Origin of the sequence: Orlajensenia leifsoniae (assembly GCF_004570845.1) — a bacterium.
Taxonomy (GTDB): Bacteria; Actinomycetota; Actinomycetes; order Actinomycetales; family Microbacteriaceae; genus Orlajensenia; species Orlajensenia leifsoniae.
In genome coordinates, this window is sequence record NZ_SPQZ01000006.1 from 137139 (window position 1) to 155855 (window position 18717).

Annotated in this window: 15 protein-coding genes; 12 read left to right on the top strand and 3 right to left on the bottom strand. The window is 69.5% G+C overall.

Translation table 11 applies throughout. The features are described from left to right. Positions 1-13 precede the first annotated feature (13 nt). Positions 14-511: an Hcp family type VI secretion system effector gene (locus E4M00_RS15015; RefSeq protein WP_135121299.1), complete on the top strand. Its 498-nt coding sequence runs from the start codon at positions 14-16 to the stop codon at positions 509-511. Positions 512-550: 39 nt separating this feature from the next. After that, complete coding sequence (locus E4M00_RS15020; protein WP_135121300.1) at positions 551-943, top strand: MmcQ/YjbR family DNA-binding protein; 393 nt, start codon at positions 551-553, stop codon at positions 941-943. A 65-nt stretch (positions 944-1008) separates the two neighbouring features. Here the strand turns inward: E4M00_RS15020 and E4M00_RS15025 are convergent, their stop codons facing one another. After that, positions 1009-2748 (bottom strand): S8 family serine peptidase, encoded by a 1740-nt coding sequence (locus E4M00_RS15025; RefSeq protein ID WP_204773018.1) that lies wholly within the window; start codon positions 2746-2748, stop codon positions 1009-1011. A 311-nt stretch (positions 2749-3059) separates the two neighbouring features. Here E4M00_RS15025 and E4M00_RS15030 point away from each other — a divergent pair, with 311 nt between their 5' ends. Next, positions 3060-3626 (top strand): dihydrofolate reductase family protein, encoded by a 567-nt coding sequence (locus E4M00_RS15030; protein ID WP_135121302.1) that lies wholly within the window; start codon positions 3060-3062, stop codon positions 3624-3626. Between the two features lie 106 nt (positions 3627-3732). On the opposite strand, the gene E4M00_RS15035 is transcribed toward E4M00_RS15030, so the two are convergent. Continuing rightward, positions 3733-5892: a beta-galactosidase gene (locus E4M00_RS15035; protein ID WP_135121303.1), complete on the bottom strand. Its 2160-nt coding sequence runs from the start codon at positions 5890-5892 to the stop codon at positions 3733-3735. Positions 5893-6089: 197 nt separating this feature from the next. On the opposite strand from E4M00_RS15035, the gene E4M00_RS15040 reads away from it, so the two are divergent. The 9 genes from E4M00_RS15040 (at position 6090) to E4M00_RS15080 (ending at position 17964) form a co-directional block, all read left to right on the top strand. Then, positions 6090-7406, top strand: coding sequence for an ABC transporter substrate-binding protein (locus E4M00_RS15040; RefSeq protein WP_135121304.1), 1317 nt, complete (start codon positions 6090-6092; stop codon positions 7404-7406). A gap of 72 nt (positions 7407-7478) precedes the next feature. Then, the gene (locus E4M00_RS15045) at positions 7479-8462 is read left to right on the top strand and encodes a carbohydrate ABC transporter permease (RefSeq protein ID WP_135121305.1); all 984 of its coding nucleotides are present in this window, start codon (positions 7479-7481) and stop codon (positions 8460-8462) included. 162 nt (positions 8463-8624) lie between these two features. After that, a complete protein-coding gene (locus tag E4M00_RS15050; protein WP_135121376.1) occupies positions 8625-9446 on the top strand; it encodes a carbohydrate ABC transporter permease in 822 nt (273 codons plus the stop codon). 30 nt (positions 9447-9476) lie between these two features. Then, positions 9477-10493, top strand: a complete 1017-nt coding sequence (locus E4M00_RS15055; RefSeq protein WP_135121306.1) for a LacI family DNA-binding transcriptional regulator — start codon at positions 9477-9479, stop codon at positions 10491-10493. 248 nt (positions 10494-10741) lie between these two features. Beyond that, complete coding sequence (locus E4M00_RS18095; RefSeq protein ID WP_135121307.1) at positions 10742-11794, top strand: hypothetical protein; 1053 nt, start codon at positions 10742-10744, stop codon at positions 11792-11794. A gap of 83 nt (positions 11795-11877) precedes the next feature. Beyond that, positions 11878-13347 carry a chaplin family protein gene (locus E4M00_RS18100; protein WP_135121308.1) on the top strand — a complete coding sequence of 490 codons (1470 nt, stop codon included), beginning with the start codon at positions 11878-11880 and terminating at the stop codon, positions 13345-13347. Between the two features lie 172 nt (positions 13348-13519). Continuing rightward, positions 13520-15430: a gamma-glutamyltransferase gene (gene ggt, locus E4M00_RS15070; RefSeq protein WP_240037181.1), complete on the top strand. Its 1911-nt coding sequence runs from the start codon at positions 13520-13522 to the stop codon at positions 15428-15430. Positions 15431-15703: 273 nt separating this feature from the next. After that, positions 15704-17203 (top strand): SulP family inorganic anion transporter, encoded by a 1500-nt coding sequence (locus E4M00_RS15075; protein ID WP_135121309.1) that lies wholly within the window; start codon positions 15704-15706, stop codon positions 17201-17203. 80 nt (positions 17204-17283) lie between these two features. After that, positions 17284-17964, top strand: a complete 681-nt coding sequence (locus E4M00_RS15080; RefSeq protein WP_135121310.1) for a helix-turn-helix domain-containing protein — start codon at positions 17284-17286, stop codon at positions 17962-17964. A gap of 127 nt (positions 17965-18091) precedes the next feature. Here the strand turns inward: E4M00_RS15080 and E4M00_RS15085 are convergent, their stop codons facing one another. Further along, the gene (locus E4M00_RS15085; protein WP_135121378.1) at positions 18092-18709 is read right to left on the bottom strand and encodes a ClpP family protease; all 618 of its coding nucleotides are present in this window, start codon (positions 18707-18709) and stop codon (positions 18092-18094) included. Positions 18710-18717 lie beyond the last annotated feature (8 nt).

Sequence of the window (18717 nt, forward strand, 5' to 3'; positions counted from 1 at the left end):
AAGGAGCGTTCTCATGACCAGTCCCATGTTCTTGAAGCTCGCCGGCATCACCGGCGAGAGCGTCGATGCCGAGCATCCTGACGAGATCGAGATGCTCTCGTGGAGTTGGGGCGCATCGAACCCCGGTGGCGGAGGATTCGGAGGTGGTGGCGGCGGTGTCGGGCGGGCCGGCAAGGTGACGTTCCAGGACTTCCACTTCACGCATCACGTCGATGCGGCATCCGCCGGTCTGCTACTCGCCTGTGCCACCGGCAAGCACAGCCCCGATGCCGTGTTCGCGGCGCGGCGACCGGGCGAGAGTCCGTCGCAGTACCTGGTGGTGCGCTTTCGAGATGTGATGGTGACGTCTGTCTCGGGCGCAGGTGCCGCGACGGACGACGCGTCCCTGGAGAGTGTGAGCCTCGTCTACGACGCGGTGAGCTTCGAGTACAGCAGGCAGATGCCCGACGGGTCGCTGGCTCCGGCCTCGGTGTTCCAGTGGGACGTGGCGGCCAACCACGAGGGCTTCTGACTGGTGACAGCGGATGCGGTCGGGGCGTAGCGTGGCGCCATGGCCGACTGGGACGAGGTGCGACGGCTCACGCTCGAGCTGCCCGACACGACCGAGGCCGTGAGTTGGGGCAGCGCGCACTGGCGGGTGCACGACAAGGGCTTCGTGTGGGAGAGGCCGTTGCGCAAGAAGGAACTCGTGCACCTCGGACTCGCCGAGCAGACCGAGCCCGTGCTCGGCGCGCGGGTCGAGGAGGAGGCGACCAAGCTCGCGCTGCTCGAGGAGGACCCGGCCGTGTTCTTCACCACTCCGCACTTCGTCGACTTCCCGGCGATCCTGGTGTGGCTCGATCGCATCCCGCAGCGCCGCCTCGAGGAGCTCGTGGTCGAGGCCTGGTTCGCTGTGGCGCCGCCCAAGCTGGCGAAGGGCTGGCTGGCGGCGCATCCGGACTGACGAAACGGGGCCGACCCGAAGGTCGACCCCGTACCCGTCACGGCTGACTCAGGAGGTCAGCGCTCTCAGTGCCCCACGGCGCGCAGCGCGTTGACGATGCCGGATCCGTAGAACCCGTTCTTCGCCTTCGTGCCCTCGCAGGTGTGGGTGTCGGTCACCACGGCACCGGTGGGCAGCGTCCGCGTGTAGGTGAACGCAGCCGGTACCGGGCAGGCCGTGGCGACGGCGCTCTGCTTGAGCCGCGCCTCCACCAACTGGGCCGGCAGGTACTTTCCGCCCCGGATGATGTCGGGCAGGCCGTACTTGCTCACGATGAGCGCGGCGACTCCGACGGCGTGCGGCGATGCCATCGACGTGCCCTGCAGGTACTGGTAGTACCCGCAGGTGGTGCCGGCTGCATCGCAACTCTTGACCGCCCACGGAACGACCACGTTGCCGGCGTCATCGATCGCGCCCTCCGACGCCGCGAGAGCGGCCGGGTAGGCGGCCAGGATGCCACCCGCGTAGTCGCGCGTGCCTGCCGGGGTGTCGTAGACGTCGCCACCGGGAGCCGCGACATCGACGTAGCCGTTGCCGTAGTCGGAGTAGTACGCCTTGCGCTTCGTCTGGCCCGTGCTGCTGACCGCGACCACGCCCTTGCCCTCGGACGGCATCGAGACGCAGCTCGCGGGGTCGAGGAGGTCACGCGTGTAGGCGACCTCGCCGGGAACGTCGGCGAAGTCGGGGCTGCCGGCATCCGTCATCGCCTTGGTGTAATCGGTGGCGCCGTTGCCCGCGGCCGCGATCAGCGTCACGCCGCGCAGGCGTGCGAAGTCGAGCGCGCGCTGCATGGCCGTGATGATGGTGCGCTGCTCCTGCTGGTCGGCGGGGGAGTCCGCCGAGTTGTTCGTGCAGTTGAACAGCCACGGGTCGACGTAGTAGCTCATGTTGACGACGTCGACGCCGATCTTGCCGGCGTAGGTGAGGGCGTCGAGCGACGGCTGCAGGAAGAAGTATCCCGAGTCCTGACCGGCACGCAGGTTCACCAGCGACACGTTCGGAGCGACGCCGGCGATGCCGATGCCGTTGATGGGCGAGCCGATGGTGGAGGCGACGTGGGTTCCGTGGCCGTTCTCATCGACGTCGGACGGGTCGGTGCACGACTGATCGGGCTCCTCCTCGCACGGCCCATCGATCGTGGCGCCGTTGGCGTCGACGGGGATGTCGACGGTGAAGTTGCGGCTGCGCTTCGCATCGAAGTTCGGTGCGATGTCGGGATGCGCTCCATCGACGCCGGTGTCGAGGATGCCCACGAGCACCTTCTTGCTGCCCTTCTCGTACTTGTACGAGCCGTCGGGCGTCGCGCCGATCTGCTTCATGTCCCATTGCAGCGATGCCAGTGGTTCCACGGCGGCCGCACCCTTCTTGGCGGCGGCGACCTTCGGCGCCGTGGCGGTGCCGGCTGTGGCGCGCACCTCGGCCTCGGCCTCGTCGAGCTTCTTCGCGTCGCCCGAGGCTGAGCGGGCTTCAGGCACGTCGGCGACGACGCGGTTCTGCGCCGTTCCCTCGATGACTCCCTGGGCTGCGGCATCCGCCACGAAGTCGGCATCGGTCGTGCGCACCGTGGCCACGCCGACGTCGGTGTTCTCGGAGACGATGGTGCCACCGGCCGCTGTCACCGCGGCTGCGGCGTCGGCCTTCGAGGTGCCCTCGGCGAAGAGGACGACGAACTCCTGCTCGCCCGTCACCTCACCTGCCTCGGACGTGACCGCACTCGCCGGAACGGCTGCCAGAGCCGTGAGGGCGAGTGCGATGGTCGATGTCACTGCGATGGTTCTCAATCTGCGCATGTCTATCCTGACGTCGTAGTAGGAGTGCGCGCCGGTGGACTCCGGCGTATGAGTCGCGATGATTCCACCGCTTCATCGCAGCCTGCAAGGGTCGGGAGCCAAGAACGTCGATGTCCCACAAACGGGTGACATGAAACCGCAGATCCTGCGATGAGAGAGCCGGGATGGTGTAGTCGCGCGCAGCATCCGCAGAGGCCTGTTCGACGGCCGTGTCGATTCCGCTGCGGCCCGTTCGACGTCATGATGAGACGGATGCTCCGCCTCACGCAGAACGACAGGGAACCCACATGCGCACGCTCATCGTCACCGAATTCATCTCCCTCGACGGAGTCATCGACTCCCCCGGCGGAGGCACCCACCCGCGGGCCGGGTGGACGTTTAAAGAGGTTCCCTTCGTCGCCGAGGCCTACGAGATCAAGGGCACCGAGCAGCTCGAGGCCGGCGCCATGCTCATGGGTCGCGTGAGCTACGAGGAGTTCGCGCCGGTGTGGCCGAGCATGGTCGAGGACTTCGCCCAGTACAACGCGATGCCCAAGTACGTCGTGTCGACGACGTTGACCGAGGAGCCGACGTGGAACAACACGTCGATCGTGCGGTCGCTCGACGACGTGGCGGACCTGAAGCAGGGCGATGGCGGACCGATCATCGTGCACGGGAGCGCGACGCTGGCGCAGGGCCTGGCCGCGGCCGGGCTCGTCGACCGCTACCACCTGCTCGTGTTCCCGGTGCTGCTGGGCGCGGGCAAGCGGCTGTTCGCCGACGACGCCGGGGCGCAGTTCGCGAAGCTCGAGCTCGTGGAACAGGCGGCCTACGAGAACGGGATCATCAAGGCCGTGTACGACGTGGTGCGGTAGGAGCCCGCTCGGGGCGCTTCGACCGCCGACTGCGTCGGGGCCTCAGCGAGCGGGTCCTGAGTTCCTGCTCGCTGAGGGCCGAGCGAAGCGACCGCCCGAAGCGCTTTCAGCGAGCGGTCTCCCTGATGATCCGCACGGCCCCAACCGCCACCTCAGTGTCGGCGGTGACCGGCTCGCCCGTGGCGAGGTCGGTTCCCGCGACGCCGACGGATGCGGCCGTATCGGCGTGGTTGATCAGGACGGTGAACCGCGTGCCGTCGTCGGCGACACGGGTAACCCGCTCGAGGCCGGGGGCCGGGCGGGAGACCGAGACGCCCGCCGAGGTGAGCACGTCGGAGACGAAGCCCTCGAGGTCGGCGCCGTCGAGGCGGGTCGAGAGGTACCAGGCCGATCCGTCGCCCAGGTCGTTGACGGTGATGGCGGGCTGACCGGCGGCCGGGCCGTCGACGTAGCTCGTCACCGCTGTCGCGCCCTCGAGCACGATGGCGTCGCTCCAGACCGAGCCGGACCAGGCGGCGGAGGTCGAGGCGGCAGCAGAGGGCGAGCCGGCGGCATCCGTCGCCGCAGACAACCCGACCCGATCGCCCGACTTCAGCGGCAGGAACTCCTCGATCGACAGCCCGAGCACCTCGCGCAGCTGGCCGGGGTAGGAGCCGGCGGGCACGTCGTCGTTCGACGACACGATGCCCGAGAAGTACGAGACGGCGAGGGTTCCTCCGCCGGCGACGTAGCCGCGCAGGTTGGCAGCGCCCTCGTCGTCGAGCAGGTAGAGCGACGGCGCGAAGACCGTCGAGTAGCCCGAGAGGTCGGCGGACGGGTGCACGAAGTCGACGGTCACGCCGAGGCTCCAGAGAGCCGTGTAGAACGCCTCGACGCGCTCGCGGTGGGCGAGGTCGACCGAGGGGCGCCACTCCAGGTCCTGCGCCCAGAACGATTCGGTGCTCCAGACGATGGCGACGGATGCCTCCACCCGCGACCCGCGCAGCTCCGACGCGGCGCCCAGCAGCCCCCCGAGCGACACGACCTCGCGCCAGGTGCGCGACGACGTACCGGCGTGGGGGAGCATCGCCGAGTGGAACTTCTCGGCTCCGAACCGGCTGGCGCGGAACTGGAAGAACAACACGGCGTCCGAGCCTCGGGCGACGTGCGACAACGAGTTGCGGGCGAGTTCACCCGAACGCTTGGCGATGTTGCGCGGCTGCCAGTTGACCGCGGACGTGGAGTGCTCCATGAGGATCCACGGCTTGCCGCCGGCGAGGGAGCGGGTGAAGTCGGCGTCCATCGCGAGCATCACGTGGTTGTCGTCGCGCTCGGCCGTCAGGTAGTGGTCGTTCGAGACGATGTCGACCTCCCGCGCCCACGCCCAGTAGTCGACCGAAGGGCAGCTCGTCGCCATGAAGTTCGTCGTGATGGGCTGCGGTGCGTGCGCGCGGATGGCGTCGCGCTCGCCGATGTAGCAGGCGAGCAGCGCATCCGAGGAGAACCGCTTGAAGTCGAGGCGCTGAGCGGGGTTCGTGATGGAGGCCGATAGGCGTGGAGCGTCGATCTCGTCCCACTCGCCGTAGCGCTGGCCCCAGAACGACGTGCCCCAGGCGGCGTTCAGTTGCTCGAGGGATCCGTAGCGGTCCTGCAGCCAGCGCCTGAAGCCGAGCACCGAGTAGTCGTCGTAGCTCTCGCCGATGGGTGCGCCGTACTCGTTGTGCACGTGCCAGAGCACGACCGCGGGGTGCTGGCCGTAGCGCTCGGCGAGGGCCGAGGCGATGGCGACGGATGCCGCACGGTACTCGGGCGACGACGGGCTGACGAGCCCGCGCGAACCGAAGCCGAGGGTCACGCCTTCCCGCGTCACCGGGCGGGATGCCGGGTACTTCTTCCAGAACCAGGCCGGCGGCACCGTCGTGGGGGTTCCGAGGTCGACGTCGATGCCGGCGCCGGCCAGGAGGTCGAGCACCTCGTCGAGGAAGCTGAAGTCGTACTCGCCCTCGCGCGGCTCGAGAAGCGCCCACGAGAAGATGCCGACGCTGACGAGGTTCACGCCGGCCTGGCGCATCAGCTCGATGTCCTCGAGCCAGGTCTCGCGCGGCCACTGCTCGGGGTTGTAGTCGCCGCCGAAGCGCAGCCGGCTGGTTCCGGGGATCCAGCCGGAGCGGACGGATGCCGCAGGGGAGGAGCCGACGGTGGGCTCGGCATCCGCCACCCCGTCCGACACGACGAACGCGTGCTCGGCAGGTGCCGCGAGCGGGCTTTCCGTGTGCTGGGTCGACATGGGGCGATCTCCTTTGACTGTGTGCGTTCCCAGTTCTAGCACACAAGCAAACACAAGCAAAAGCAGGCTGCAACCGTGTTGACAACCCATTCAGTCTGTGCGTTACTGGGATCGCTCACAGGCACATCGGCGTTCTTCTCAGCGAGAGCGGTGGTGCCGAAAACCTGCACAACACAGCTTTCGACAAGGAGGACGAAATGCGAGCTCGACTTCGCATCGGCGCCATTGCAACAGCCGCCGCAGCAGCGCTCATCATGACGGGATGCACGGCGACAGCCGATTCCGGCAGCGGGAGCGGATCATCGGACGAGAAGGTGGAACTCACCTACTGGGCCTGGGCGCCCAACCTCGACAAGGTGGTCGACATCTGGAACAAGGCGAACCCGAACATCCAGGTCACCGTCGCCAAGCAGGACGGCGGCGACCCGGCCATCACCAAGCTCCTCACGGCCATCAAGGCCGGCAGCGGTGCCCCCGACCTGATCCAGGCGGAGTACCAGAAGATCCCCACGCTCGTCTCGGCGGACGCCATCGCCGACATCGCGGGCGACGGTGCGAAGGATCTCTCCTCGACGTTCCCCGACGGCGTCTGGAACTCGGTCACCCTCGGCAGTGACGCGGTCTACGCGATCCCGCAGGACACCGGGCCCATGATGTTCTTCTACCGCGATGACATCTTCCAGCAGCTCGGCGTGAGCGTCCCCACCACGTGGGACGAGTACGCGGATGCCGCCCGCAAGATCCACACCGCAGACCCCACCAAGTTCCTCGGAACCTTCTCGGCGAACGACGCCGGCTGGTTCACGGGCCTCTCGCAGCAGGCCGGCGCCTCGTGGTGGAGCATCGACGGAGACGCCTGGGGCGTCGACATCGACGCCGAGCCCACGCAGAAGGTCGCCGAGTACTGGGGCGGACTCGTCGAGGAGGGCGTGATCGACAACAAGCCGATGTACACCCCCGAGTGGAACGCCGGACTCAACGACGGTTCGCAGGTGGGCTGGACCGGCGCCGTCTGGGGTCCGGGTGTGCTCTCGGGCAACGCCGCAGACACCGCAGGCAAGTGGAAGGCGGCTCCGCTCCCCAACTGGGACGCCTCCAGCCCCTCGAACGGCAACTGGGGTGGATCTTCGACCGCCGTCACCACGCAGTCGAAGCACGCCGCGGCCGCCGTCGAGTTCGCCACCTGGCTGAACACCGACCCCGCGGCCGTCCAGGCCCTGGTCACGGAGACCGGCATCTACCCGGCGGCGACGGATGCAGCGGCATCCGCCCTCACCGAGGCTCCGGCGTTCTTCAGCAACCAGCCCGACTTCTACGACGTGGCCGCCGAGGCCGCTCAGTCGGTCGGCGACTTCACCTACGGACCGAACGTCAACGTGGCATTCAGCGCCTACAACGACGAGTTCGCGAAGGCGGCGGAGTCGAAGCAGGCCAGCGCGTTCCTCGAGGCCGTCACGGCGATGCAGAAGATCACGCTCGACGACATGAAGGCCAGCGGCTTCACCGTCAAGTAGTGCCACAGGGCGGGGGCCGAGTCCATGCGGCCCCCGCCCACCCTTCCCTCGCTCATACTCCAGGAGAACCTGATGACAGCCACAGTCGAGAGGTCGGTCAAGCAACGACGGGCCTCGCAGCGACCCGCAGCGCTCAGCCCGGCCAAGCGCAAGGCGGCCCGCAAGCGGGCGGTCGTGCCCTACATGATGCTGCTGCCCGGCATCGTGCTGTTCGTCGTGTTCATGGCGGCGCCCATCGTCTACACGCTCTATCTCAGCTTCCAGAAGACCGTCGTGAAGGGTCTGGGCCTCGGCTCGGGCGCCCGCTCGCAGGTCTTCGCCGGGTTGGACAACTACATCGCGTCACTGACGGACCCCGCCTTCGCGGCATCCGTCGGCCGGGTGCTCCTGTACGGGCTCATCCTGATTCCGACCATGCTCGTCCTGGCATTGCTCTTCGCGTTGCTGCTCGACTCCCGCCGCACGCGCGCCCGCGGCTTCTCGCGGGTCTCGATCTTCCTGCCCTACGCCGTTCCGGCCGTCATCTCCTCGCTGCTCTGGGGCTTCCTCTACCTCCCCGGCGTCAGCCCGTTCTACTGGATCTTCGACCAGCTCGGCTGGGACGTCCCGTCGATGCTGTCGCCCGGTCTGGTCATGTTCGCCATCGCCAACATCGCTCTCTGGGGCGGCGTCGGCTTCAACATGATCGTGATGTACACCTCGCTGAAGGCCGTGCCGAGCGAGATCTACGAGGCGGCCACCATCGACGGCGCATCCGAGGTGCAGATCGCACTGCGCATCAAGATCCCGATCATCGCGCCGGCGCTGGTGATGACGGCGCTGTTCTCCATGATCGCCACGCTGCAGGTCTTCGCCGAGCCGATGACGCTGCGCCCGCTCACCAACAGCCTCTCGACCACGTGGTCACCGCTCATGTTCGTCTATCGCGACGCCTTCATCCGAGACGACGTGTACACGGCGTCGGCAACGTCGATCCTCATCGCCCTGGCCACCTTCGCCATCTCGTTCTTCTTCCTCCGCGTCGTTCAGCGTCGCGCCTTCGGTCAGGAGGACTGATCCATGACTGCCACCACGAACATGCCCGCCGTGAACCCCGGCGCATCAGGCTCGGGTTCGGGCTCCGGCGCCGGCCTTCCGTCGACGACGGATGCTCCGCGCCTGCCGTCGCTGTCTCGCCGGTCGTCGTCGGCTCCGGCCGCCCGGCGCGCCAAGGCGCCGATGTCGATCGGCACCACGCTGGTGCTGCTCATCGGGGCCCTGTACTGCCTCACACCCGTTCTCTGGGTCGTCATCGCGTCGACCAAGGACGGCTCCGAGCTGTTCAGCACCTTCACCTTCCTGCCGTCGAGCCACCTGTGGGACAACATCGTGGAGCTCACGCAGTACCGCGGCGGCCTCTACTGGCGCTGGATGGTCAACACGGCGCTGTACGCCGGAGTGGGCGCCATCCTGTCGACGTACGTGTCGATGCTCTCGGGCTACGCGCTGGCCAAGTTCACGTTCCCCGGCAAGTCGGGCGTCTTCAAGGTGCTGCTCATGGGCGTCCTCGTGCCCGGCGTGATCCTCGCGATCCCGCAGTACTTCATGCTCGCGCAGGTGGGGATGACCAACACCTACTGGGCCGTGCTGCTGCCGCAGATCATCAGCCCCTACGGCATCTACCTGGCACGCATCTACGCGGCCGCCGCCGTGCCCACCGAGATCATCGAGTCGGGCCGCACCGAGGGTGCCAGCGAGCTGTTCATCCTGCACAGGCTCGCCATGCCGATGATGCTGCCCGGTCTCGTGACCGTGTTCCTGTTCCAGTTCGTGGCCATCTGGAACAACTTCATGCTGCCGTACATCATGCTCGGCGACGACAAGCTGTTCCCGATCACCGTGGGGCTCTCGGGCCTGCTGAACCAGGGGTCGACCGTGCCGGCGCTGTACACATTGGTGATCACGGGCGCGCTGCTGTCGATCATCCCGCTGATCGCCCTGTTCCTCGTGCTGCAGCGCTACTGGCGGGTGGACCTCGCGGCCGGTGCGGTGAAGGCGTGACGAGCGCCCTTCCGCCCCTAGGCTGACACCGTGGCAGAGAGCACCCCGCGCAAGCGCCCGACGATCGAGGATGTCGCGCGCGAGTCCGGCGTCTCGCGCGGCACGGTGTCGCGCGTGCTGAACGGTGGCCATTGGGTGAGTCCGGATGCCGCAGCCGCCGTCGAGAAGGCGATCAAGAAGACCGGCTTCCGAGCCAACCCGCACGCCCGCAACCTGGCGACGGCCCGCGCGAACTCCATAGCGTTCCTGCTCACCGAGTCGCACGAGCGACTGTTCGAGGACCCGAACTTCTCCGCCCTCATGCGCGGGGCCGCCCAGGCGCTCGCCGAGCGCGACCTCCCGCTCGTGCTGCTGATGGCCGGGTCGGATGACGAGCAGCGCCGCGCCACCGAGTTCATCACCGCCGGTCACGTCGACGGAGCCCTGCTCGTGTCATCGCACCGCGGACGCGAGAGCTTCCTCGGGGAGCTCGTGGCCGCCGAGATCCCGGTGATCGCCTGCGGCATCCCGCTCGGCTACGAACGTCGCATCGGCTACGTCTCGGCCGACGATCTCGAGGGAGCGCGCGACATGGTGCTCTACCTGCGCGGCCTCGGACGCAGGCGCGTCGCCCACATCGCCGGCCCGCTCGACACCTCCGGGGGAACCGGGCGCCTCGAGGGGTATCGCCTCGAGATGGGCGACGACTTCGACGAGTCCCTCGTCGAGGAGGGCGACTACTCGCGTACGAGCGGGGAGCGGGCCATGCGCGCACTGCTGGAGCGGCATCCGGATGTCGACGCCGTCTTCGCCGCCAACGACCTCATGGCCGCGGGCGCGCTCGACGTGCTGCACGCCGCCGGACGCTCGGTGCCCACCGACGTCGCCGTCGCGGGCTTCGACGACGCCCCCATCGCCACCCGCACCTCGCCCGAGCTCACCACGATGCGCCAGCCCTTCGATCGCATCGCGCGCGAGATGGTGCGGATGCTGCTCGAGGTCATCGACGGGCAGCCGGCCGCACGGCTCACGATGCCCACGGAGCTGGTGGTGCGCGGGTCGGCTTGATCCGCCCGTCCGGCCGCGCGTTCCTCCCTCCGCTGATCGAGTAGTGTCGCCCGCCGTCTCGCCTCGCTGATCGAGTAGTGCCCGACGAAGTCGGACACGTATCGAGATCACCCCGACGTGGTCTCGATACGCCTGCTCGCTGCGCTCGCGGGCTACTCGACCAACGGACAGCAACGTCGTGTCGAAGTTGGGGGTAGACGCAGCGACGCTCGCGCTTGTACCGTGATCGAAAGGCTCCATCGAGGGGGGTGGTCAGCATCGACGCAGAAGTTCGATCCAGCCTGTACCCCGTTCGGCGGTTCATTCTCGGCGGGCTGCTCGCCTCGACCGCCCTCGGAATCGCCGGCTTCTTCTTCGGCTCGGCGTCGGCATCCGCCGAGGAGGCCTCGCAGCCGCCTCGCTCGCCGTCCGCGGTGTCGTCCCTCGTCTCGACTCTCGGCTCGACCGTCGGAGGGGTCGTGACGGATGCCGTCGACGTCGTCGACGCCACGGTCGATGCCGTCGTCCCCACCGTGACAAGCGTGGTCCCTGAGCCCGTCGCCCCGGTGGTCGACGCCGTGACCGACCCCGTGTCCGACGTGGTTCAGGCCGTGGCCGATGCGGACCCCGTATCGAACGTGGTGACGCCGGTGACCGACGTTGTCGACGATGTCGTCGGGGGTGTTCCGATCGCCTCAGACCTGCTCGGCGACTCGCCGACCGGCGACCTGCTGAACCCGGCCGTCGACGCCGTCGACGGCACCCTCGACGTTCCCGCGCAGGCCCTCGACGACCTCGGCGGCACCCCCGGCGTTCCCGGCCTGCCGCCCGTGATCCCGCCGCTGATCCCGCCAGTCGAGGGCGCCGACGCGGACGGAGACGACCCTGTCGGCACCCCTGGCACCGATGGATCCAGCGTTTCAGGCCACTCGCCCGAGCAGCTCGGTCCGCGCGCGCCGCTCGCCGCCGACGCTCCCGCGCTCGCCCCGTTCGCCGGCCTCGAACTCTCGGGATCGCCCGCCGACTCGGCCGGTTCTGCCGCGCTGTCGTCCGCGGCATCCGTCGCCGGATCCGCCTCGGCGCCCGACCCCTCGGCTCCGTTCGCGCCCCGCGACGGCTCGCCGGCTCCAGCACTTCCCGCGGGCCCGACCACGGCCGGCGGATCATCGGGCGCGTCCGGCGGCGGTGGCCACGGCGGCGTCGCAGCCGAGGCATCCGCTCGCACGGTCGTCCCCGACCCGACGACAGCACTCTTCGACCGCCCGACCGACGACCGCATCCCGGCGTCGCCCGTCGCCGCGCACGACACCACCCCTGGCTGAGTGGGATCCGTCTGCCCGTGAGGCAGAACGCGATCCGAAGCCTCCCGCATGGGAGCACCAACACTCGACCAAGGAGTTTCATCATGAACAAGTACGTCTCCAGAGGGCTCTGGCTCGCCCTCTTCGTCGGCGGTCTATCGGTGGGCGGGGCCTGTGCAGCGAACGCTGCAGAGACCGACGGCACCGACGCCATCGCCTCGGGCACCCAGAGCGGGTTGTCCATCTCAGTGCCGGTCACTCTCGTCGGTGACGCCATCAGCGTTCTCGGCGATGCCGTGACGGATGCCGCGGCTCCTGCTCCGGCTCCGGCTGAGGCTCCCGCACCGGCCGCTCCGGAAGCATCGCCGGAGGCCGTGCCGCCAGCGCTGTCGACGTCGGGTTCCGATGGAGTGGCATCCGGAACCCAGGCCCCTATCTCGATCGAGGTGCCGGTGACCATCACCGACACGGCGGTCAGCGTGCTCGGCGACGCCGAGAGCTCGCACGAGGCCGAGGCCCCGGCTGCGACTGAGCCGGCTGCCCCGGCTCCGGCGTCTGGCGGGGACCTCTCCACCTCGGGAGAGGACGGCGTCGCATCCGGAACGCAGGCGCCCATCGCGGTGAGCGTGCCGATCACGATCGGCGGCAACGCCATCAGCGTGCTGGGCGACTCGCAGACCGCCGGAACCGATGACGCGGCCCCTGCCGCGCCGTCGGCGCCCGCCGGTCCTGCCGCTCCTGCCGCTGGATCGATCACCGACGGCAGCGGCAGCATCCTCGGCGGCACCCAGCTGCCGATCGACGTGGCGATCCCGGTGACGATCGACGGCAACGCGATCAGCGTCGTGGGCGATGCGGCCAGCGCGACGGGCTCCCCGTCAGGAGAAGCATCCGGTGAGGCACCCTCGGGCTCCGCTCCGGCTGCTCCGAGCGTCACCTCGGGCGACGACGGCGTGCTCTCGGGCACGCAGCTGCCGATCGACGTCGCGGTTCCGGTGACCGTCACTGACACGGCCGTGGCGGTCGTGGGCGACACCACCAGCGCGGGTTCGACGGGTACGACGGATGCCGCTCCCGTGGGTCCGGCTGCTCCGAGCGTCACCTCGGGCGACGACGGCGTGCTCTCGGGCACGCAGCTGCCGATCGGGGTGTCGATTCCGGTGATGATCAGCGGCGACGCCGTGAGCGTCATCGGTGATGCCGAGACCGGCGGATCGGATGGGAGCGATCCGGTGACGCCGGTCGACCCGACCGACCCGACCGACCCGACCGAACCCGTCACGCCGACTGATCCCACGGACCCGGTGACACCGACGGATCCGACCGACCCGGTGACGCCGACCGATCCGACCGACCCGGTGACGCCGGTGGACCCCCAGGGCCCGCAGGACACGACCGACTCGGCCACGACGGCCGGAACGTCGGCCGCAACGCCCATCGCGGCGGCGGCGGACGCCGGCGCCCTCGCGTCCACGGGAACCGACGTCGGATCGGCCCCGCTGTTCGCGCTGATGCTGCTCGCTGCGGGGGTGCTGCTCATCGTGACGCGTCGGGTGATGATGACGCGGCGGTGATGCTGCCGTCGTGACCGCCGCCACCATCGGCGGCTGGCAGAATCCGGCATGGGGTGGAGTTCGGGTCTCCACCCCATGCCGGCCTGCCCGCGCTCGCTCGGCTCTTGTCCGATCCGGCACCCGGGTCTAGCGTGAGGAAGACCGCACTGTAACCATTTCGGGGGACAAGCTCATGGTCACCATCTCCACGCACACTTCTTCGCAGCGTCGGCGCCCGATGCTGCGACGGCTGGCGCTCGCCACCGTCGGCGTTCTGGCGTTCGGCGCTCTCGCGACGGTCGCTCCGGCGACGGCTCAGCCGCAGAACGCAACGGTCTCGGCGGCATCCGTCGCCGGGAACGGAGGAGGCCACGGCGGCCATCCGGGCTCGAAGCCGACCACCTCGACCTCCACGGGGTACGGCGGCGCGGTGTCGTCGGTCGACGCATCCGCGAGTCGGGTGGGCATCGAGGTTCTGAAGCGCGGCGGCAATGCCGCGGATGCCGCAGTCGCCACGGCGGCAGCCCTCGGCGTGACCGAGCCGTACAGCGCGGGGATCGGCGGCGGCGGATACTTCGTCTACTTCGACGCGAAGTCGGGCGAGGTCAGCACCATCGACGGCCGCGAGACGGCACCGGCGGGCATCACCCCCGACGCGTTCATCGATCCGGCGACCGGAGCGCCGTACCCGTTCACGCCGCAGCTCGTCTCCTCGGGCGTCTCGGTGGGAGTGCCCGGAACCCTCGCCACCTGGGATGCCGCCCTCGACGAGTTCGGCACGAAGCGACTCTCGACGATGCTCGCGCCGGCCATCCTGTTGGCCGCGAAGGGCTTCCCGGTCGACGACACCTTCCGCAACCAGACCCTCGACAACAAGGCGCGCTTCGCCGCGTTCCCCGACACCGCCAAGCTGTTCCTTCCGGGAGGCGACGCGCCGAAGGTCGGCACGACGTTCCGCAACCCCGCGCTCGCCAAGACCCTCGCGCTCATCGCCCTGCGCGGACCGAATGCGCTGTACAAGGGACGCCTCGCCGCGGAGATCGCCGATGTGGTGCAGAACCCGCGGATCGACCCGGCCTCCACCCTCCCCGCGCCGGCCGGCACCATGACCACGGCAGACCTCGCGGCCTACGAGGTCGTGCAGCAGGCCGCGACCCAGGTCGACTACCGCGGCCTCGACGTCTACGGCATGGCGCCGTCGTCGTCGGGCGGCATCGCCGTGGGCGAGGCGCTCAACATCCTCGAGAACCACGATCTCTCGTCGACGGATGCCGCAGCCGCCCTGCACCTCTACCTCGAGGCATCGGCCCGGGCCTTCGCGGATCGCGGCGCGTACCTGGGCGACCCGGCCTTCGTCGACGTCCCGACCGAGACGCTGCTCAGCCAGGAGTTCGCGGACGCCCGCGACTGCACCATCGACCCGTCGGCTGCCTCGACCCGACCGGTGGCCGCCGGAGCGCTCGACGCCGTAGGATGCGCGTCAGTCGCCTTCGAGGAGGCCGCCGACACCGAGAACGTCTCGACGACGCACCTCTCCGTGGTCGACAAATGGGGCAACGCCGTGGCCTACACGCTCACTATCGAGCAGACCGGCGGTTCGGCGATGGTGGTTCCGGGGCGCGGATTCCTGCTCAACAACGAGCTGACCGACTTCAGCACGGTCTACAACGCCACCGACCCGAACCGCATCGAACCGAACAAGCGCCCTCGGTCGTCGATGTCGCCCACGATCGTGCTCGACGACGGCACGGTGAAGTTCGTCGTCGGATCGCCCGGCGGCGCGACCATCATCACCACCGTGCTGCAGATCCTGATGAACCGCATCGACCTGGGCATGACGCTGCCCGAGGCCGTCGCGGCGCCGAGGGCGTCGCAGCGGAACGGTCCCACGACGTCGGCCGAGCCCGAGTTCATCACGGCCTACGGTTCGGCGCTGGCGCCCTACGGCCAGGTGCTGGTGCCCTCCGGCGACCAGTTCACCTCGGCCGCGCAGATCGGCGCGGCGGCGGCGATCGAGGTCGGGCGGAAGGGCCTGCTCACGGCGGCCGCGGAACCCGTGCGTCGCGGCGGTGGCACCGGCTTGGTGGTGCGCCCGGCCCGGTAGCCGTCGGCGCACTCGGCGGGGTCTAGGTGCCCGGGCGGAGGCTCCTACCTCCGCCAGGACATCTACGCTCCGCCAGGCCGGAGCCTGGCGCGAGCGGACTGTCCCGTGCAGCGAGGGTAATGTTGTGCGTTCGCGGTCGCGCACTCAGCGGCCGCATCCGTTCTTCCACCCCGCCGTCGCTGCCGACGGAGGTGGACTCCCGCGCGACGGTGCGCTCACCACAGCCCCCTCGTTTCCCGTGCTCTCCGGAGCACCCAGCCGGAGTCCGACCTCATGCCTGCTGCCCAGCGCCCCGCCCTCATCCGCACGCCGGTCACGGTCCTGACCGCGCTGCGATCTCCGCGCCAGCTGTCGCGCGAGGCGCTCGCCGGTATGGTCACCACCCTCGCCCTCGTGCCCGAGGTCATCTCGTTCTCGATCGTCGCCGGGGTCGACCCGATGGTGAGCCTGGTCGCGTCCATCGTGCTGGCGCTGACGATGTCGATCCTCGGCGGTCGCCCGGGCGTCATCACGGCCGCCGCCGGATCCGTCGCCCTGGTCATCGCGCCGCTGGTGCACGAGCGCGGCGTCGAATACGTGCTCCCCACCGTGATCCTCGCCGGCCTCATTCAGATCGCCTTCGGCCTCGCCGGCCTCGCCCGGCTCATGCGCTTCATCCCGCGCTCGGTCATGATCGGCTTCGTCAACGCCCTCGGCATCCTCATCTTCGTGGCGCAGGTTCCCCACGTGATCAACGTGCCCTGGCTCGCCTACGTGCTCTTCGCCGTGACGCTCGCGATCATCTTCATCGTGCCGCGCTTCACGAAGGCGGTGCCGTCGCCGCTCATCGCGATCGTGGTCGTCACCGCCATCGTGATCATCGCGACCATCACCGTTCCGAACGTCGCCGACGAGGGGCCGCTCACCGGGCAACTCCCCGGCATCACCCCGTTCCTGGTGCCGTTGAACCTCGCGACGCTGCAGATCATCCTGCCGACGGCCTTGAGCGTCGCCTTCGTCGGCCTGATGGAGACCCTCCTCACGGCGAAGCTCGTCGACGAGATGACCGACACCCCGTCGCACAAGGGCCGCGAATCGTGGGCGCTCGGCGTCTCGAACATCCTCGCGGGCTTCTACGGCGGCATCGCCGGCTGCGCGATGATCGGCCAGACCGTGCTCAACGTCAAGACCGGCGGAGCCCGCACGCGCATCTCCACCGTCGTCGCCGGCGTCTTCCTGCTCTTCCTGGTCACGGCGCTGAGCCCGATCATGGGCCAGATCCCGATGGTCGCCCTCGCCGCCGTCATGATGGTGGTCGCCGTCACCACAGTCGACTGGCACAGCCTCAAGCCGTCCACTCTGCGACGGATGCCGATCCCCGAGACACTCGTCATGGTGGTCACCGTGGTGGTCGTCGTCGCGACGAACAACCTCGCCCTCGGCGTGATCGTCGGCGTGATCCTGGCGATGGTGCTCTTCGCCCGCCGGGTCGCCCACGTCATCGCCGTCGAGCGCACGCTCGGCGACGACGGCGAGAGCGTGCACTACGAGGTGCTCGGCCCGCTGTTCTTCGGCAGCAGCAACGACCTCGTCGACAGGTTCAGCTACGCCGACGATCCGGCATCCGTCACCATCGATCTCAGCCGGGCGCAGATCTGGGACGCCTCCACAGTCGCCGCCCTCGACTCCATCGAGACGAAGTACGGTGCCCACGGGGCCGCCGTCACGATCGAGGGACTTGACGCGCGCAGCACCGGATTCCACAGCCGCCTGACGGGACGATTCGGGGTCTGACGGATGCCGCCGGCCCGCATCCGTTCTGCTCTGAGCGGATAGGGGGTGACGCGGCGACGCTCGCGAACTAGCCTCGCGCTATGGGTACCGTCATCCCGATCCGCCGACTGGACACGTTCACGATCCCGACGCAGCGCGAGCCGCACCGTCAGGTGCCGAGCCACGTGCCGAGCCAGGCGCCGAGCCCGGGCCCGCAGCGCGAGCCGCTCTGGCGCGATCTGGTCGGCGCCTTCCTCCGCGAAACGCGCGCCGAGCAGCACCGCATCCTCGCCGATGTGGCCTCGGCCGCCGGCGTGAGCACGCAGTACCTCTCCGAGATCGAGCGCGGGCGCAAGGAGCCGTCGAGCGAGATCCTCGGCGCCGTCGCCGAGGCGCTCGGGCTCACGCTCCACGACATCGCGGCGGGCGTCGGCGCCATGATCGAACGCCGAGACGGCGAACGGATGCGGCGACTCAGCGCGCTGCGTCGCTCGCGCCCCTCGTCGGCAACCGCGCCCGTGCGCGGCGAGACCGATGTGCCTCCCGTGCCCGATGAGCCGAGCGCTCCCGGTGTGCCCGAGGCCCCTGAGCCGCCGTTCATCCCGTCGGAGCCGAACGGGCCGGGCGACCCGGGAGCTCCGGACGGTCCGAGCGAGCCGGACTACCCGCTGACCCCGACCGAGCCCGGCATCCCGATCGCCCCGGAGCCCGGCTTCCCGGGCGCACCCGAGGAGCCCATCGCGCCGTTCGGTGCCGCGCCCGTGTACGTGATGGCGGCCTGAGACGCTGCGGCAGCCGCACCCACCCGCCCCACCCGCTCGCTGAGGCCCGGACGAAGTCCGCGGTCGAAGCGCACCACACCACAACGCTTCGGGCGGTCGCTACGCTCGGCCCTCAGCGAGCGGGGGCTCAGCGGAGCGCCAGGGCCGGCGCCCCCGCCCGCTGCGTCGCCACGACCGCATCCGCCAGCCCGTACTCCACGGCAGCGGCCGCAGGCAGGATGAGGTCGCGGTCGGTGTCGCGTCGGAGCGACGCCAGGTCGCGCCCGGTGTCCGCCGCCAGCACCTCCTCGAGCTCGGCCCGCACTCGCAGCACCTCGTCGGCGTGGATGATCAGGTCGGGGATCGAGCCCTGACCCTGCGTCGACGGCTGGTGCAGGATGACGCGCCCGTGCCGGAGGATCGCGCGGTTGCCCGGAGCCCCACCCGCGAGCAGCACCGCTGCCGGCCCCGCCGCCTGGCCGACACAGGTCGTCGCCACCAGCGGACGGATGTGCTGCATCGTGTCGTACACGGCGAGCATCGCCGACGGAGAGCCGCCGGGGGAGTTGATGTAGAGGCTCACCGGCGCATCCGTGCTCTCGGATTCGAGGTGCAGCAGCTGCGCGATGAGCACGTTGGCCACTCCGTCGTCGATCTCGGTGCCGAGGTAGACGATGCGCTCCGAGAGCAGGCGGCTGTAGACGTCGAGCGAGCGTTCGACGTTGCCGCGCCGCTCGACGACCGAGGGGATCGTATAGGTGCTCATGCGGGCCG

Excerpts from the sequence above, each read along its gene's own strand:
- E4M00_RS15015 (WP_135121299.1), top strand. The coding sequence starts at position 14 with ATGACCAGTCCCATGTTCTTGAAGCTCGCCGGCATCACCGGCGAGAGC.
- E4M00_RS15020 (WP_135121300.1), top strand. The coding sequence starts at position 551 with ATGGCCGACTGGGACGAGGTGCGACGGCTCACGCTCGAGCTGCCCGAC.
- E4M00_RS15030 (WP_135121302.1), top strand. The coding sequence starts at position 3,060 with ATGCGCACGCTCATCGTCACCGAATTCATCTCCCTCGACGGAGTCATC.
- E4M00_RS15035 (WP_135121303.1), bottom strand. The coding sequence starts at position 5,892 with ATGTCGACCCAGCACACGGAAAGCCCGCTCGCGGCACCTGCCGAGCAC.
- E4M00_RS15040 (WP_135121304.1), top strand. The coding sequence starts at position 6,090 with ATGCGAGCTCGACTTCGCATCGGCGCCATTGCAACAGCCGCCGCAGCA.
- E4M00_RS15045 (WP_135121305.1), top strand. The coding sequence starts at position 7,479 with ATGACAGCCACAGTCGAGAGGTCGGTCAAGCAACGACGGGCCTCGCAG.
- E4M00_RS15050 (WP_135121376.1), top strand. The coding sequence starts at position 8,625 with ATGTCGATCGGCACCACGCTGGTGCTGCTCATCGGGGCCCTGTACTGC.
- E4M00_RS18100 (WP_135121308.1), top strand. The coding sequence starts at position 11,878 with ATGAACAAGTACGTCTCCAGAGGGCTCTGGCTCGCCCTCTTCGTCGGC.
- ggt (WP_240037181.1), top strand. The coding sequence starts at position 13,520 with ATGGTCACCATCTCCACGCACACTTCTTCGCAGCGTCGGCGCCCGATG.
- E4M00_RS15075 (WP_135121309.1), top strand. The coding sequence starts at position 15,704 with ATGCCTGCTGCCCAGCGCCCCGCCCTCATCCGCACGCCGGTCACGGTC.
- E4M00_RS15080 (WP_135121310.1), top strand. The coding sequence starts at position 17,284 with ATGGGTACCGTCATCCCGATCCGCCGACTGGACACGTTCACGATCCCG.
- E4M00_RS15085 (WP_135121378.1), bottom strand. The coding sequence starts at position 18,709 with ATGAGCACCTATACGATCCCCTCGGTCGTCGAGCGGCGCGGCAACGTC.